This window comes from Phocaeicola vulgatus ATCC 8482 (assembly GCF_000012825.1).
Taxonomy (GTDB): domain Bacteria; phylum Bacteroidota; class Bacteroidia; order Bacteroidales; family Bacteroidaceae; genus Phocaeicola; species Phocaeicola vulgatus.
The window spans coordinates 2418341-2434050 of record NC_009614.1 but is presented as its reverse complement, the minus strand read 5'-3'; the positions used below and the strand labels follow the sequence as shown (position 1 = coordinate 2434050).

The 15710-nt window shown below is 43.1% G+C and carries 8 protein-coding genes; 4 read left to right on the top strand and 4 right to left on the bottom strand.

Going from position 1 to position 15710, the window contains the following annotated elements; genetic code table 11:
- The first annotated feature begins 10 nt into the window (after nucleotides 1-10).
- The 3 genes from BVU_RS09440 to BVU_RS09430 all read left to right on the top strand — a co-directional run bounded on the left by BVU_RS09440 (nucleotide 11) and on the right by BVU_RS09430 (nucleotide 6109).
- Nucleotides 11-3046, top strand: a complete 3036-nt coding sequence (locus BVU_RS09440; protein WP_011965367.1) for an efflux RND transporter permease subunit — start codon at nucleotides 11-13, stop codon at nucleotides 3044-3046.
- Complete coding sequence (locus BVU_RS09435) at nucleotides 3043-4362, top strand: TolC family protein (RefSeq protein WP_005839834.1); 1320 nt, start codon at nucleotides 3043-3045, stop codon at nucleotides 4360-4362. The genes BVU_RS09440 and BVU_RS09435 overlap by 4 nt, the downstream gene beginning before the upstream one ends.
- 88 nt (nucleotides 4363-4450) lie before the next feature.
- Complete coding sequence (locus BVU_RS09430; RefSeq protein ID WP_008669383.1) at nucleotides 4451-6109, top strand: amino acid permease; 1659 nt, start codon at nucleotides 4451-4453, stop codon at nucleotides 6107-6109.
- Nucleotides 6110-6281: 172 nt separating this feature from the next.
- On the opposite strand, the gene BVU_RS09425 is transcribed toward BVU_RS09430, so the two are convergent.
- Both BVU_RS09425 and BVU_RS09420 read right to left on the bottom strand, forming a co-directional pair.
- The gene (locus BVU_RS09425; RefSeq protein ID WP_085938692.1) at nucleotides 6282-8438 is read right to left on the bottom strand and encodes an alpha-N-acetylglucosaminidase; all 2157 of its coding nucleotides are present in this window, start codon (nucleotides 8436-8438) and stop codon (nucleotides 6282-6284) included.
- Between the two features lie 102 nt (nucleotides 8439-8540).
- Nucleotides 8541-10184, bottom strand: coding sequence for a fumarate hydratase (locus BVU_RS09420; protein ID WP_005839827.1), 1644 nt, complete (start codon nucleotides 10182-10184; stop codon nucleotides 8541-8543).
- Nucleotides 10185-10322: 138 nt separating this feature from the next.
- Here BVU_RS09420 and BVU_RS09415 point away from each other — a divergent pair, with 138 nt between their 5' ends.
- Entirely contained in the window at nucleotides 10323-12230 is a 1908-nt protein-coding gene (locus BVU_RS09415; protein ID WP_005839825.1) for a CocE/NonD family hydrolase, read from the top strand.
- A 147-nt stretch (nucleotides 12231-12377) separates the two neighbouring features.
- Here BVU_RS09415 and BVU_RS09410 read toward each other — a convergent pair whose 3' ends face one another.
- Together BVU_RS09410 and hflX are read right to left on the bottom strand one after the other, a co-directional pair.
- Entirely contained in the window at nucleotides 12378-14363 is a 1986-nt protein-coding gene (locus BVU_RS09410) for a DUF4954 family protein (RefSeq protein WP_005839823.1), read from the bottom strand.
- Nucleotides 14364-14376: 13 nt separating this feature from the next.
- Complete coding sequence (hflX, locus tag BVU_RS09405; protein ID WP_005839821.1) at nucleotides 14377-15630, bottom strand: GTPase HflX; 1254 nt, start codon at nucleotides 15628-15630, stop codon at nucleotides 14377-14379.
- Nucleotides 15631-15710: the final 80 nt, after the last annotated feature.

The window sequence follows — 15710 nt, the reverse complement described above, 5'->3', positions numbered from 1 at the left end:
AAATACTTTTATGAATATTTCCGAACTTAGTATCCGTAGGCCTGTGCTTGCCACCGTGCTTACCATCATCATATTACTTTTCGGACTGATCGGTTACAATACATTGGGAGTCCGCGAATATCCTTCAGTAGATAATCCGATCATCTCTGTTACCTGTAGTTACTCGGGTGCCAATGCCGATGTAATCGAGAATCAGATAACCGAGCCTTTGGAACAAAACATCAACGGTATTCCGGGAATCCGTTCTTTGTCCAGTGTCAGCCAACAAGGGCAATGCCGTATCACAGTGGAATTTGAATTATCCGTCGATTTGGAAACTGCCGCCAATGACGTACGCGACAAAGTGTCCCGCGCACAACGTTACCTGCCACGCGACTGTGACCCTCCTACTGTATCCAAGGCTGATGCCGATGCAACGCCTATCCTGATGGTAGCTATCCAAAGTGACAGCCGCTCTCTGTTGGAACTGAGTGAAATAGCAGACTTGACCGTAAAAGAACAACTGCAAACCATTTCGGATGTAAGCAGCGTATCTATTTGGGGAGAAAAACGTTACTCCATGCGCCTATGGCTCGACCCCACCAAAATGGCAGGATATGGTATTACTCCGGTAGATGTAAAGAACGCGATAACCAATGAAAATATAGAACTCCCCTCGGGCAGCATTGAAGGTAATACCGTAGAATTGACCTTACGCACCATGGGACAAATGCACACCGCTAAAGAATTCAATAACATCATATTAAAAGAAGTAGGCGGAAGAGTGGTCCGTTTCAGCGATATCGGTTACGCCGAACTAGGTCCGGCAGATATCAAGAGTTACATGAAAATGAACGGAGTGCCGATGGTAGGTGTCGTTGTCATTCCACAACCCGGTGCCAACCATATCGAAATCGCCGATGCCGTATACCAGCGTATGGAGCAGATGAAGAAGGACTTGCCCGACGATGTGAAATACAGCTATGGCTTTGACAACACTAAGTTTATCCGCGCTTCCATTGATGAAGTAAAAAGTACGGTGTATGAAGCGTTCGTACTGGTTATCATCATCATTTTCCTGTTCTTGCGCGACTGGCGCGTGACACTGATTCCCTGCATCGTGATTCCGGTTTCATTGATCGGAGCTTTCTTTGTGATGTACATAGCAGGTTTCTCCATCAATGTGCTGACCATGCTGGCGGTGGTATTGTCCGTAGGTTTGGTAGTGGATGACGCCATCGTTATGACAGAGAATATCTATATCCGCATAGAACGAGGTATGCGTCCGTTCGAAGCAGGAATAGAAGGGGCAAAAGAAATTTTCTTCGCTGTTATCTCCACCACTATCACCTTGGTGGCAGTGTTCCTGCCCATCGTATTTATGGAAGGAACCAGCGGACGTCTGTTCCGTGAGTTCAGTTTCGTTGTGGCAGGTTCGGTCATCATTTCTTCCTTTGCCGCATTAACGTTCACCCCTATGCTGGCAACCAAGCTATTGATAAAACGGGAAAAACAGGGATGGTTCTACCAAAAGACAGAGCCTTTCTTTGAAGGTATGAACCGCATATATGCCCGTTCACTGAACGCTTTTCTTAAAAGACGCATATGGGCAATACCTGTTACAGTGATTATGTTGATAGCCATCGGAGTACTTTGGGTCCAGATACCCGCTGAAATGGCTCCGATGGAAGACCGGTCGCAAATAAGTATCAATACCCGTGCAGCCGAAGGCGCCAGCTATGAATACATCCGTGATTATACGGAAGATATCAACAATCTGGTAGATTCTATTATACCCGATGCCGAATCTGTAACCGCACGTGTTTCCAGTGGCAGTGGAAATATACGTATCACATTGAAAGATATCAAAGATCGTGATTACACCCAGATGGAAGTTGCCGAACGTATCTCACAGGCCATCCGCAACAAGACGAAAGCACGTGCCTTTGTGCAACAACAGTCTTCTTTCGGCGGACGGAGAGGAAGTATGCCCGTACAATATGTACTACAAGCTGTCAGTATAGAAAAACTGGAGAAAGTATTACCGGCTTTTTTAAGCAAAGTATATGACAACCCTACTTTCCAGATGGCGGACGTGGACCTGAAGTTCAGCAGCCCGGAAATGAGAGTGAATATTAACCGTGATAAGGCAGGTACAATGGGAGCCACCGTGCGTGATATAGCCGAAACACTGCAATACGGTCTCAGCGGACAACGTATGGGCTATTTTTATATGAATGGAAAACAATATGAGATTTTGGGTCAGATAAACCGCCAACAACGTAATACACCGGCCAATATCAAATCTATTTACATACGAAGCGACAAAGGGGAAATGATTCAATTGGACAATCTGGTAGAATTTGTAGAATCCGTAGCTCCTCCTAAATTGTACCACTACAACCGTTTTATTTCCGCTACCGTATCTGCCGGACTGGCAGATGGAAAGACCATCGGACAAGGCTTGGAAGAAATGGATAAAATCGCCGCCCAGACTTTGGACGAAACCTTCCGTACCGCCTTGTCGGGAGACTCCAAAGACTATCGGGAAAGTTCATCCAGCCTGATGTTTGCTTTCATTCTGGCATTGATACTTATCTATCTTATTCTGGCGGCACAGTTCGAAAGTTTCAAGGACCCTTTCATCATCATGCTTACCGTTCCTCTGGCCATTGCAGGAGCACTGATTTTCATGTATACCGGTGGCATTACCATGAACATATTCAGCCAAATCGGTATTATTATGCTGATTGGTCTGGTAGCAAAGAATGGTATCTTGATTGTGGAATTTGCCAATCAGAAACAAGAATCCGGTGAAAACAAGATGCAGGCCATACGGGATGCCGCTTTGCAACGCTTGCGCCCTATTCTCATGACAAGTGCCTCTACCGTATTAGGCTTGATCCCGCTGGCATTCGCAACAGGAGAAGGCGCCAACCAACGTATCGCCATGGGTACGGCTGTTGTGGGAGGAATGTTAGTATCTACTTTCCTGACCATGTATATCGTACCGGCTATTTATAGTTATATATCTACCAACCGAAACGTTAAAACAGAAACTGTATGAAACGAATCATTATAACTTTATGTATCTGTACTGCATGGGTGGCTTCCACCTATGCGCAATATCCTTATACGCTGAAAAAATGTCTGGAGGAAGGACTTGCAAACAATTATTCCATACGTATCACCCGTAATGAAGAACAGATCAGCCATAACAATGCCACATTAGCAAATGCCGGTTATCTGCCGACTGTTGATTTGTCTGCCGGATATACAGGAACGTTGGACAATACGGATACCAAGAGTAGAAGTACAGGCACCACAGCCAGTGAACGAAACATCTACGACCAAACCTTAAAGGCCGGACTGGATGTAAACTGGACTCTGTTCGACGGATTCAATATCAGCACCACCTACAAAAAACTGAAGGAACTGGAACGCCAGGGAGAAACCAACACGCGTATTACCCTTGAAGACTTCATAGCGGGACTCACTGCCGAATACTATAATTATGTACAACAGGAAATACGTCTGAAGAACTTCCTTTACGCTGTGTCTTTATCCAAAGAACGCCTGCGCATTGTAGAAGAACGATACCATATCGGTAATTTTTCCCGGCTGGATTATCAACAAGCCAAAGTGGACTTCAATGCAGACAGTGCACAATATATGAAACAACAGGAACTGGTGGTTACCTCACGTATCAACCTGAACGAGTTAATGGCCGTACAGGAAGTCAACCGACCGCTACGTGTCAATGACTCCATTATAACAGTGAATGATGCGCTGAATTACGATGAATTATGGGAATCCACCCTCAAGACGAATGCCAACCTGCTGAAAGCTGATCAAAATACAACAATTGCCCAATTGGATTACCGTCAGGTTCTATCCCGTAATTATCCCTATGTAAAATTGAACGCCGGTTATGGCTATACATTCAACAAATATGAAACAAACGCCACCAGCCGGAGAAGCAATTGGGGACTAAACGGAGGAATTACCGTAGGCATTAACCTATGGGATGGTAACCGTCGCCGTGAAAAGCGCAATGCCAGCCTGCAAATACGTAACTCGCAACTGGAAAGAGAACAGCTGGAATTGGGCTTGAAAGCGGATTTAAGCAATCTGTGGCAGGCCTATCGCAATAATTTACGTTTATTAAATTTGGAACGCCAGAATCTGGTTGCCGCCCGTGAAAACCATGAAATAGCCAAAGAACGTTATCTGCTGGGAGATCTCTCCGGCATCGAGATGCGTGAAGCCCAAAAGAGCCTGCTTGATGCGGAAGAACGTATTTTGTCTGCTGAATATAACACCAAAGTCTGTGAAATTTCCCTGCTCCAACTAAGTGGAAGAATAACGAAATATCTCGAATAATCGTTATAGCCTTTACTTATAGCTTGTAATTCAGGGCAGTTATCCGTACCTTTGCACACAATTATCACTAAATATGTTGTAAAAAGATATGGGATTATTTATCAAGAAGCCTTTTGCTGCATTACAAGCCGAAGCCAATGAATCTGGAAACAAGACCCTGAAAAGAGTCTTGGGACCATGGAGCTTGATCGCATTAGGAGTAGGTGTTATCATCGGTGCCGGATTATTCTCCATCACCGGAACAGTAGCCGCAGGATACACAGGGCCTGCCATTACTTTATCTTTCGCCATAGCGGCAATAGGTTGTTGCTTTGCCGGTTTATGTTATGCCGAGTTTGCTTCCATGATACCTGTAGCAGGTAGTGCTTATACATACTCATATGCTACAATGGGCGAACTTATAGCATGGATTATCGGCTGGGATCTAGTATTGGAATATACTGTTGCCGCTACTACCGTCAGTATCAGCTGGAGCAGATATCTCGTTGTTTTTCTGGAAGGAGTGGGGATAAATATCCCCCATGCACTTGCTGCTTGTCCCTGGGACGGAGGTATTGTGAATATACCAGCCGCACTGATTGTAGTGCTGATGAGTATTTTTCTGATTCGTGGAACAGAAGGAAGTTCTATCTTTAACGGCTTCATTGTGTTCCTGAAAGTGGCAGTGATTCTTATTTTCGTTGTATTAGGATGGAAATACATTAATGCAGAGAATTATGTTCCTTATATCCCTGCCAATACTGGTACTTTAGGCGAGTTCGGATTCTCGGGTGTATTGCGTGGAGCAGCGATTGTATTTTTCGCCTTTCTTGGTTTTGATGCCGTAAGTACAGCCGCTCAGGAAACAAAAAATCCGAAACGGGATATGCCCGTCGGCATTCTAGGTTCCCTGCTGATTTGCACCATTCTTTATATGGTGTTTGCTTACGTAATGACGGGAGTTGCCCATTATTCTGACTTTGCAGGACAACAAGGTATCGCACCTGTTGCCGTAGCGATTGACCACATGGGACATGCAGATGCCACAGGAGTAATTCATCCGGATTATCCGTGGTTGAACCGGGCCATCGTACTGGCTATCCTGTTTGGTTACTGCTCGGTTATTATGGTAACTTTGCTAGGACAAAGCCGTGTATTTCTAAGTATGAGCCGCGACGGACTGTTGCCTCCTTTCTTTTCAAAGATTCACGAGAAATACCGGACACCGGCACACAGTAATTTGTTATTCATGGTCATTGTAGGAGGGCTGGCAGCATTTGTTCCGGCACGTGTAGCCGGAGAAATGACCAGTATAGGTACCTTATTCGCCTTCACATTGGTTTGCGCGGCAGTATTGATCGTGCGTAAAAGTATGCCTGACGTACATCGTGCCTTTAAAACTCCTTTTGTTCCCACGGTACCGATTTTAGGCATCCTTACCTGCCTTTGTATGATGTTGTTTCTTCCGGCTGACACTTGGATCCGATTGGTATTATGGATGCTGATAGGTCTGGATGTTTATGCCTGCTATGGAGTAAAACACAGCAAGCTGGAGCATAACGTAAAACGACGCAAAGGACTCACCATATTGAATATGACAGGAATCGCCCTGTCTGTACTTTCAGTTATTACAGGATTGTGGCATCAACAGACAGTAGGCTGGGAAGAAGACAAGACATTGCTCGCTATTTCGTTCGTCTTTGCGTTCACACATTGCGCATTCTATATGGTACGTATCTGGAAACAGACATCCGAGAAGAAGAAGTAAGCGTTTTCCACACGCTATCTGTTTCCATAACTTTCATTCACCGTAAGGGGTAAATTCAATCCACCCCCTACCGTGAATAAAGTTATCATAGTTTCATACCCATCGGTTCTGAACCCATAATCAAGCCTTATAACCTATGAAAGTCTTAAGTTATCCATAGTAGAAAGAACATTTAAAAAACTTCTTCAAAAATGTTTTTAGCTACTACCACAGTATTTCCTTCAGGAATTGAGGAATAGAATCCTGTTTCTTTAGTCCATGCTTCTTCCAAGGTATAAAAATCAAGTTCCTCCGGTTGCTTTCCATCCAGGACACAAGCTAAATAATCAAAATAAGCCTTCCATCTCATAAAATAGAAATCTTTCAAAATGCCATTCCATTCTTTATGAGCATAATCACGAAGTCCGCCTTGATCTGCCGCTACACGATTTCCCCATGTAGTAATCTGAACACGTGCATTCCATTCGTATAATGCTTTTTCTTCCTGGGTCTGTCCTGCTGAACGTGCCGCTTCAATCCAAGTTCCAACCTTGAATTCTTTCCGGGTACCCAACAACTGGTCTTGCAATAGAATAAGATGCAGAAAATGCTGTGAAGCCAACTCAAATACTTGCTTGTCTCCTGCCCGGAACGCAGCCGTTACCACTTTTTGCATCAAACGCCCCTTTTCTGCCAATGCCTGCCGGAGCACATCCACCAAATCGAATTCAAAATTATTATTACCCTGATATTTATCAGCCACAGAAACCATCAGTCGGGCAGCCTCTATCACATCCTGCGGATTATAGTATTCTTTCATCTCCGACCAACTGGATACCTGATATACATCCAACCCCGGACGAGCGCAGAATACCGACTCATGCGTTCCCTGTTGTATTTTCTCCTTGGGACTATTATAAATACCGTTACCTAATAAATCCCAAACTTGTTGCAAAGCCTCATCCTCTACCCCATAACGAGCATATACGTATCCTTTCAACCACTCATCACGAGTAAACCGATGTTCACGCCATGGCAATTCCATCACCAGCTCATACATAACCGGATTGTTCTCAATACCTTCCGGAGTCATCCCTACTCCACGCAATGTCCTTCCGGCATGAACATCTGCTTTCGCGTCATAAAAGCCATCAATCAGCGCATCCATTTTACCATGAAGCCCAATGTTACCACCAAAATTCAACAACATGCAGTACACCCACTCATGCTGCCCGTATCCTCCTTTGCGACACCACTCTGACGCCGGGTCCCCCCATTGCGGACGGCATTCGCTATGCAAGTCCAAGACTAACAGGTCTCCTGCTTCCAGATGCTCTATCATCGGAGTACGAGGATTGTCCTGCCATGCCTGAGCCACCCACACAGCATCCGGATTTGTTTTTTTCATGGCTTTCATGATGGCTTTACCGGCTGCATCCAAATTTACTCCTTGAGTACTTCCCCCTTCATGAAACGGATCAATAGCGTAAAAACCTGTTTTTCCATACAGTTTTGTCAGTTCTCTATAATACAAAGCAGAGATTTCTTCAAAGCGCTCATCCTCCGGCTGTAAAAAGGCAGGACGATGATAGCTGCACCAAAATCCGGGATCAGCAACATTCAATCCTAATTTCTCCTTTGCATTATGAGGAACCATGCCACAATATCCCGGCAACACAGGTTCGATGCCATATTCACGCATTCTTTTTACAATCTTCTTCTGAAGTTTTTCCTGACGGGTATACCAACTTTCAGGATTAGGTCCTCCCCACCCTTCCAGATTATTCATCAACCACCAAGCTGTAAAACCCGGTCCGGCTACAAATTCATTAATTTCATCCTTAGTATATCCCAGTTTTAGAAGTACATTTCTCCAAACCGACTCAGTCCCTGTCAATGCCAGGGAAAGATTGATACCGTGAAGCGCCATCCAATCTATCTCCTTTTCCCAACGCTCCCAGTCCCAAAAAGCCATGGAATAAGAGAAAGTACAATAATTCAGATCATAACGATAGGGCAGATCCGTTTCATGCCGTTCCTTTTTAGTCACAGGGGGCAAAACAGCAGGCAGTTTTGCAGTCATTCCATTCCAAGAAAGATGTATGCCTGCATAATATTTCAAATACCAATTCAATCCGGTAGCAATATTTACATAGTCATTACCCCGGATAATTACTTTATCACCTTTCTGATCGAGTTCAAAAAAATCAGTTTCCGATTTCTGACGTTCAATAATAAATTTGGAGGAAGCTCCTTTGTCGATGCGCTCTAATAATCCTGTAACAGGAGAAGAAAATAAGTTGCTTGTCATCCATAACAGCACAAACAACAATCGTAGTTTTTTCATCATATTATTAAGGTAACGGATAACACCAATTAAATAAAAAACAGAACAGCCCCCTCGCCTTTAAAGGGAGGAAGGCTGTATTAGTATTATTACGGAATAATTTAATTATTTACAATTTCCAAGGCAACGCGGCTTCAACTGCTTGAAGAAGTCATTACCTTTATCGTCCACCAAGATGAATGCCGGGAAATCTTCCACTTCAATTTTCCAGATAGCTTCCATACCCAATTCCGGATATTCCACACACTCAATGCTCTTGATATTATTCTGAGCAAGGATAGCAGCCGGACCACCAATAGAGCCCAGATAGAAACCGCCATACTTCTTACAAGCATCCGTTACCTGCTGGCTACGATTACCTTTTGCCAACATTATCATGCTACCGCCATGTGACTGGAACAAATCCACATACGGGTCCATACGTCCTGCTGTAGTGGGGCCCATAGAACCACAAGCCATACCTTCCGGAGTCTTTGCCGGACCGGCATAATAGATAGGATGATCTTTGATATACTGCGGCAAATCTTCGCCACGATCCAAACGCTCTTTCAATTTAGCATGAGCGATATCGCGACCTACAATAATGGTTCCGTTCAATGACAGACGGGTAGCTACCGGATACTTGGTCAATTCTTTCAGGATATCCGCCATCGGTTGGTTCAAATCAATCTTAACCACATCGCCTTCACCGGCTTCACGGAGTTCTGCCGGAATCAGCTCACCCGGTTTATCATCCATCTTTTCAATCCAGATACCATCTTTATTGATCTTACATTTTATATTACGGTCAGCAGAACAGGAAACGCCCAGACCGATAGGACAAGAAGCACCGTGACGAGGCAAGCGGATGATGCGGACATCGTGAGCCATATACTTACCACCAAACTGTGCACCCAAGCCAATCTTATAAGCTTCTTCCAATACTTGTTTTTCCAGTTCCACATCGCGGAAAGCACGCCCGTATTCATTACCGGTAGTAGGCAACTCGTCATAATAGTGAGTAGAAGCTAGCTTAACAGTCAGCAAGTTCTTCTCTGCCGATGTACCACCGATTACAAATGCAATATGATAAGGAGGACAAGCAGCCGTACCCAAAGTCTTCATTTTTTCAACAAGGAAAGGAACCAATGTAGCCGGATTCAATACAGCTTTCGTTTCCTGATATAAATAGGTCTTGTTCGCCGAACCACCACCTTTAGTCACACAAAGGAACTTGTATTCCATACCTTCAGTAGCTTCCAAATCAATTTGTGCAGGCAGGTTACATTTGGTGTTCACCTCATCGTACATAGTCAAAGGAGCATTCTGAGAATAACGAAGATTTTCTTCCGTATAAGTCTTATAAACTCCCAAGGAAAGGGCTTCTTCATCACAATAGCCGGTCCATACCTGCTGACCTTTCTCACCATGGATAATAGCAGTACCCGTATCTTGACAAAGAGGTAATTTGCCTTTAGCTGAAACTTCCGCATTACGCAAGAAAGTCAATGCTACATACTTATCGTTATCACTGGCTTCGGGATCACTCAGAATCTTAGCAACCTGTTCATTGTGTGAACGGCGAAGCAAGAAAGAAACATCACGGAAAGCAGCGTTAGCCATAGCAGTCAGACCTTCTTTTTCAATCTTCAAGATAGGTTTTCCTTCAAACTCACTTACTGACACATAATCTTTAGTCAGCAAATAATACTCGGTTTTATCAGGTCCCAACGGGAACATGTGCTGATAGTGGAACGGAGGTGTTGCCATATTGATACTTATTTTAGTTAAAAGTTATTAGTGTGACAAAGGTAGTAACTATTATCGAAATTTTTCCTTAATTAGCGTGAAAACTTTCAAGGAATGTCCTTACCTTTGCCAACTCATTAAAATAACATCACATTATACATGAAAAGATTAGGCAAATTCTTATTTATTACTTCATTACTGTTATGCTTTCTCATCCCTCGAGGATGGACACAAACCCAAGCAAAAAACCAACCGGACAGTATCGAACTCAAACTGAAGGAAATCTACACGAAACGGGAAGTCATGATTCCCATGCGTGACGGAATCAAGCTTTACACCGCTGTCTACGAACCGAAAGACAACAGCAGGCAGCATCCTATCCTGATGCACCGCAGCCCTTACTCTTGTTCCCCATACGGAGAAGGATTTGACCGTCATTTCAGAACTAATCTGAAAAACTATATAGAGCACCGATATATTATCGTCTTCCAAGATGTACGTGGACGACATAAGAGTGAAGGAATATTTATCCAAGTACGCCCTCTCAACAAAAACAAAAAGGGTAAGAAAGATAAAAAGAATATAGACGAAGCTACGGACACATACGATACCATAGAATGGTTGATTCACAACACATATAATAACGGAAATGTAGGAACATGGGGAATCAGTTATGATGGTTTCTATGCCACTATGACAGCCTCCTCCAATCATCCGGCTTTGAAAGCTGTTTCTCCGCAAGCTCCCGTTACTGACTGGTTCCGTGGAGATGACCGTCATCACAACGGAGCCTTCACCCTGCTGCAAACCACTAATTTCCTTCCCAGACTGGAAGGACGCCACATGGGAAAAGGAGTGATGAACCAAATTGTAAAGAATGATGTTTACACAGATTTTCTGGCACTCGGTACCTTTAAGAATGTAGACGACCTGGTACGTGATACCACACAGACATTGTGGAATGATATCAAAAACCATCCTGATTTCGATGATTTCTGGAAAGAGCGCGATGCACGCACCTCCTGTTATAACTTGAAGCCAGCCATATTGGTGGTAGGTGGACTGTATGACTCCGAAGACTGTTACGGAGCCTGGAATCTTTATAAAGCCATCAAAGAGCAATCACCGGACACAGATTTATATCTGACATTCGGTCCTTGGTGGCATGGAGCATGGACAGTACGCGGGTTCCAAGGTTTCGGTAATCTGTATTTCGGTAAAAGCACTTCGGCTTATTACATGGACAAAATAGAATATCCTTTTTTCCGATATTTCCTGGAAGGAAAGGGAGAAAAGCCCAAGCATAAAGTAAATATATTCCATACAGGTGAAAACGAATGGAAAACATACAACGAATGGCCTGTACAAAAGACTGCCGGTACACCTTATTATATACATAAAAACGGATCAGTATCCACACAAGCACCGGCAGAACAAGAGTCTTATTCAGAATATATTTCAGATATGTCACATCCGGTACCCTATACGGCAAACCCTACCACTTACCGGACAAAAGAATTCATGGTAGATGACCAACGCTTTGCTACTTCACGTCCCGATGTCATTACTTTCATGACGGAGCCGCTATGTGATACATTAACATTGGCCGGTCCTATAGAAGTGGAATTAATGACTGCCATCAGTAGTACTGACGCTGATTTTATGGTGAAAGTAATTGATGTATATCCTGAAAAATTTGAATATTCCAAAACTGCACGCAGTTATTTAAAGAGTGACTACCCAATGAGTGGGTACCAGCTGATGATTCGTGGCGAATTATTCAGAGGACGCTTCCGTAAGGGATTCGACAATCCCCTGCCTTTCAAACCGGAAGAAATAACTCCGGTTAATTACACACTGTATGATGTGGCACACACATTCCTGCCGGGACACAGACTGATGATTCAAATTCAAAGTTCCTGGTTCCCCATTATTGACCGCAATCCACAAAGGTTTATTGATACCTATCATTGTACGGTAGAAGATTTTGTGATGAAACAAAAGATCAAAATTTATCATCAGCAAGGAGCTGCAAGCAGAGTTATACTACCTGTGGTAAAAAAATAAAAAGGAAGTATCCCAACAAGCTCAAATGTCATCCAATAGCAAGAGCCGTATGACTACTCCAGCATTCATACGGCTCTTTTTATATGTAACTACCATCTGTAACTTTTCCGAAGGTTCATCTTAGTCTGGATACTCTCATCAAAAATATCATATAGAAGCAATCCGTTCTATCAACTCGTTACCCAACGCTGTTTTCGCTTCAATATGCTGCAATACCGCTGTCACAAACGGATTACTTTCAAATACCCCACGCACCTGTTCAAAATCCTGCTCCATTTCTTCACGTGATCCATCTGCACCGAACCCCGTCATAGCAGACAAAGAAAATTCCTTTTTCGCATCGGCATAGACCATTTTATCCAATCCGACAACAGCCTCCTGCCACTTCTTCACGATAGCAATAACATCCTTTGCCGTTATTTCATCGGAACGCAGATTATAAAACTCAAGCATCTTCCCATACGCCCATGTCCACTCGTATGTATAATAATTACGATGCATCTCAACAAAACGGTCATGAATCTGATCCACATTAGTCAGGATTCCAGATTCTATATCTGCCATCAACTTCTCTATTTCACTTTTAGGAGCGATCAATCCGGAAATATCCACCCATTCTCCTGTCCCTATCTCTGTATCAGGAATCAACCGGGCACGGATTTCCTCATCACTGCTAAAACGAACCTCCTCCAAACGCTTGATTAATGAATTACCCAAAAATTTATGAATAGCCGTTTCATAAAAACGAATGCCATTATTTAAAGAAGAATTCTTAATTTTCGCACTTTGGTAAGAGTAAGTTTCTGAAGTTTCTCCGGATACTTTACGTAATTCTTTCAGAATACTACGCCCTTTCATCATTTTCTGAATAGTATAGGGACTCAACAGGTTATAATTAATCTGATCCAAACGGTTCGGATCTTTACGTTTGTCACGTTTAGGCCACTTTTGAGCATCCCGAATCGTACCTACACTCCGCAAATTCACCCCTGGCACCAGATAAGTGGTATTTTGCTGCTCTATCAGATAAGAAAAAGGCAGATTAGAAGTATCGGCATGATTCACATGACGCCCCATAACCAAAGAAAATGCACCTACACGTGCGGGCCATAAAATATAAGAATCGGAAGTAGTCTTCGCCCCACGCTCCATAGCTCCCTGATGAATCGGACCTAACTTATACATATGGTTGCTTTGATTAGAGCCGGAACCCGCATTCATAAAAGAGAACATTCCGGCAATCAGCAAAGTAGACTTATGATGAGTCACCGTAAAGGGTCCGGCAAAAATGGCACATGCCTCACCGTTCTCTTCTTGACAATTACTGAAAAACAAAGAATCAGATGCAGAATAGTTATGTCCCAAATGACATGCCTGGCTGATAAAGCAACGGGTCAACATAGTTCCATCTTCCACATTGGAGCCGCTTGATATAATAAAATCATCGCATACCACTCCATAGCCGATATGAATAGGCGCTTGCTCATTACTGTTCAAGCTACCGTTTTTCAATCGTCCCGCCCCTTCTATCTTACAATAATCACCTATTCGTACATTCTTTATATATCCCGCATCAACAATGGTAACATGGTGGCCAATAGTACCTGTATCCGAAGCATTCTCTTCAGCATACCGGTCAATAATGGCTTTCATCCGGCAAATCAATTCAGGACGATGACGGTACAATGCCAGAATATAGGCCTGATGCGCTGACAGACGATCATGAATAGGCACTTCACGTCCACCCGTTTCATTCAATACAGCTACTTCAACGCCATTCCCAAACTTGCTCCGGCCATCTACCAGAATGATATCTACATTCTCTATAAATACATAATCCCCAATGATATAGTTGGCTATATAGTTCTTTATATTCTCAATACAACAATTATCGCCCACCGTTACATTATGCAAAGTCGCATGATACAATCCGGAATGTTTACGCATGCCACCTGCCAACGTAAACTCATCTTCAAAGACCCCCAATCTGACCTTTCCGGAAAAACGGGTATGATAAATATAGTCCGTCTTAAAGTTCTCTACTACTTCAATTTCATCCCAATCAACCGCAGTGCATGATCTCTCTTTTAATTGTTGTATTTCTTCTTGTGTAAGTGAACGATAAGTTTTCATCTTCTATATGTATTTATTCTTCATCATAGGTTTGATAAAGAAAATCGTTATAAGGATACTTCTGTACGTGTAGCTCGCGCACCTTATTATATATAATAGTCTTCAATTCATCCATATTTATTTTCTCTCTGGCAGAAATGAAGATACAATTATCATTCAATTTTGCCATCCATGTCTTCATCAGTTCTTCCAATGTAATATTCTCCCTGGTTTTAGGAGTCAAATCATCCTCTGCTTTCTCTATATAGGTATAAGCATCTATCTTGTTAAAAACAATCATGGTAGGCTTTCCACCTGCCCCCAAATCAGCAATCGTTTTATCAACCACAGAAATTTGTTCCTCAAAATCCGGATGAGAAATATCCACCACATGAATCAGTAGATCAGCTTCACGCACTTCGTCCAAGGTTGATTTAAAGGAATCAACCAAATCCGTTGGTAATTTACGGATAAATCCTACGGTATCTGTAAGCAGAAATGGCAGATTCTCAATAATCACTTTGCGTACTGTGGTGTCCAATGTTGCAAAAAGTTTATTTTCAGCAAAGACCTCGCTTTTTGAAAGCAAATTCATTAAAGTAGATTTTCCCACATTGGTATACCCTACCAAAGCTACACGTATCATACGCCCACGGTTTTTACGTTGAGTGGACTTCTGTTTATCAATTTCAGCCAACCGTTCTTTCAACAATGACATACGATTCAAAATGATACGACGGTCCATTTCCAACTGAGTTTCACCCGGCCCACGTAATCCCACAGAGCCTTTACCTCCACCGGCACCGGATCCACCTCCCTGACGCTCCAAGTGAGTCCACAAACGTTGCAGACGAGGCAGCATATACTTATATTGGGCCAGCTCCACTTGTGTTTTAGCATTTGCAGTTTGAGCCCGCATGGCAAAAATATCCAGAATCAGCGAAGTACGGTCCAAAATCTTCACTTTCAGTTCAGCTTCTATATTACGTATCTGCTTGGCAGAAAGTTCATCATCAAAAATCACCATTCCGACTTCACGCTCATTTTCCTCTTCCTGATGAATATATTCCTTGATTTCTTCCAGCTTTCCTTTACCGACATAGGTCACGGAATTGGCAGCAGGCAGTTTCTGAGTAAACCTTTTCACCACTGTTGCTCCGGCCGTTTCGGCCAAGAACTCCAACTCATCCAAATACTCCTTGGTCTTACGCTCATCTTGTGTCTGAGTAATCAAACCAACTAAGATGGCAGTTTCAACCTGTGCTTCAGAAATTACAAATTCTTTCATTTATCTATCAATCTAAATAAGTTCGCGACAAATATAACAAAAAAAGAGGATGAACGTTGAACGTCATCCTCTTTTTTATT

What these genes read in the sequence shown, in the direction of transcription:
- BVU_RS09440 (WP_011965367.1), top strand. Translation starts at nt 11, where the DNA reads ATGAATATTTCCGAACTTAGTATCCGTAGGCCTGTGCTTGCCACCGTG.
- BVU_RS09435 (WP_005839834.1), top strand. Translation starts at nt 3,043, where the DNA reads ATGAAACGAATCATTATAACTTTATGTATCTGTACTGCATGGGTGGCT.
- BVU_RS09430 (WP_008669383.1), top strand. Translation starts at nt 4,451, where the DNA reads ATGGGATTATTTATCAAGAAGCCTTTTGCTGCATTACAAGCCGAAGCC.
- BVU_RS09425 (WP_085938692.1), bottom strand. Translation starts at nt 8,438, where the DNA reads ATGATGAAAAAACTACGATTGTTGTTTGTGCTGTTATGGATGACAAGC.
- BVU_RS09420 (WP_005839827.1), bottom strand. Translation starts at nt 10,184, where the DNA reads ATGGCAACACCTCCGTTCCACTATCAGCACATGTTCCCGTTGGGACCT.
- BVU_RS09415 (WP_005839825.1), top strand. Translation starts at nt 10,323, where the DNA reads ATGAAAAGATTAGGCAAATTCTTATTTATTACTTCATTACTGTTATGC.
- BVU_RS09410 (WP_005839823.1), bottom strand. Translation starts at nt 14,363, where the DNA reads ATGAAAACTTATCGTTCACTTACACAAGAAGAAATACAACAATTAAAA.
- hflX (WP_005839821.1), bottom strand. Translation starts at nt 15,630, where the DNA reads ATGAAAGAATTTGTAATTTCTGAAGCACAGGTTGAAACTGCCATCTTA.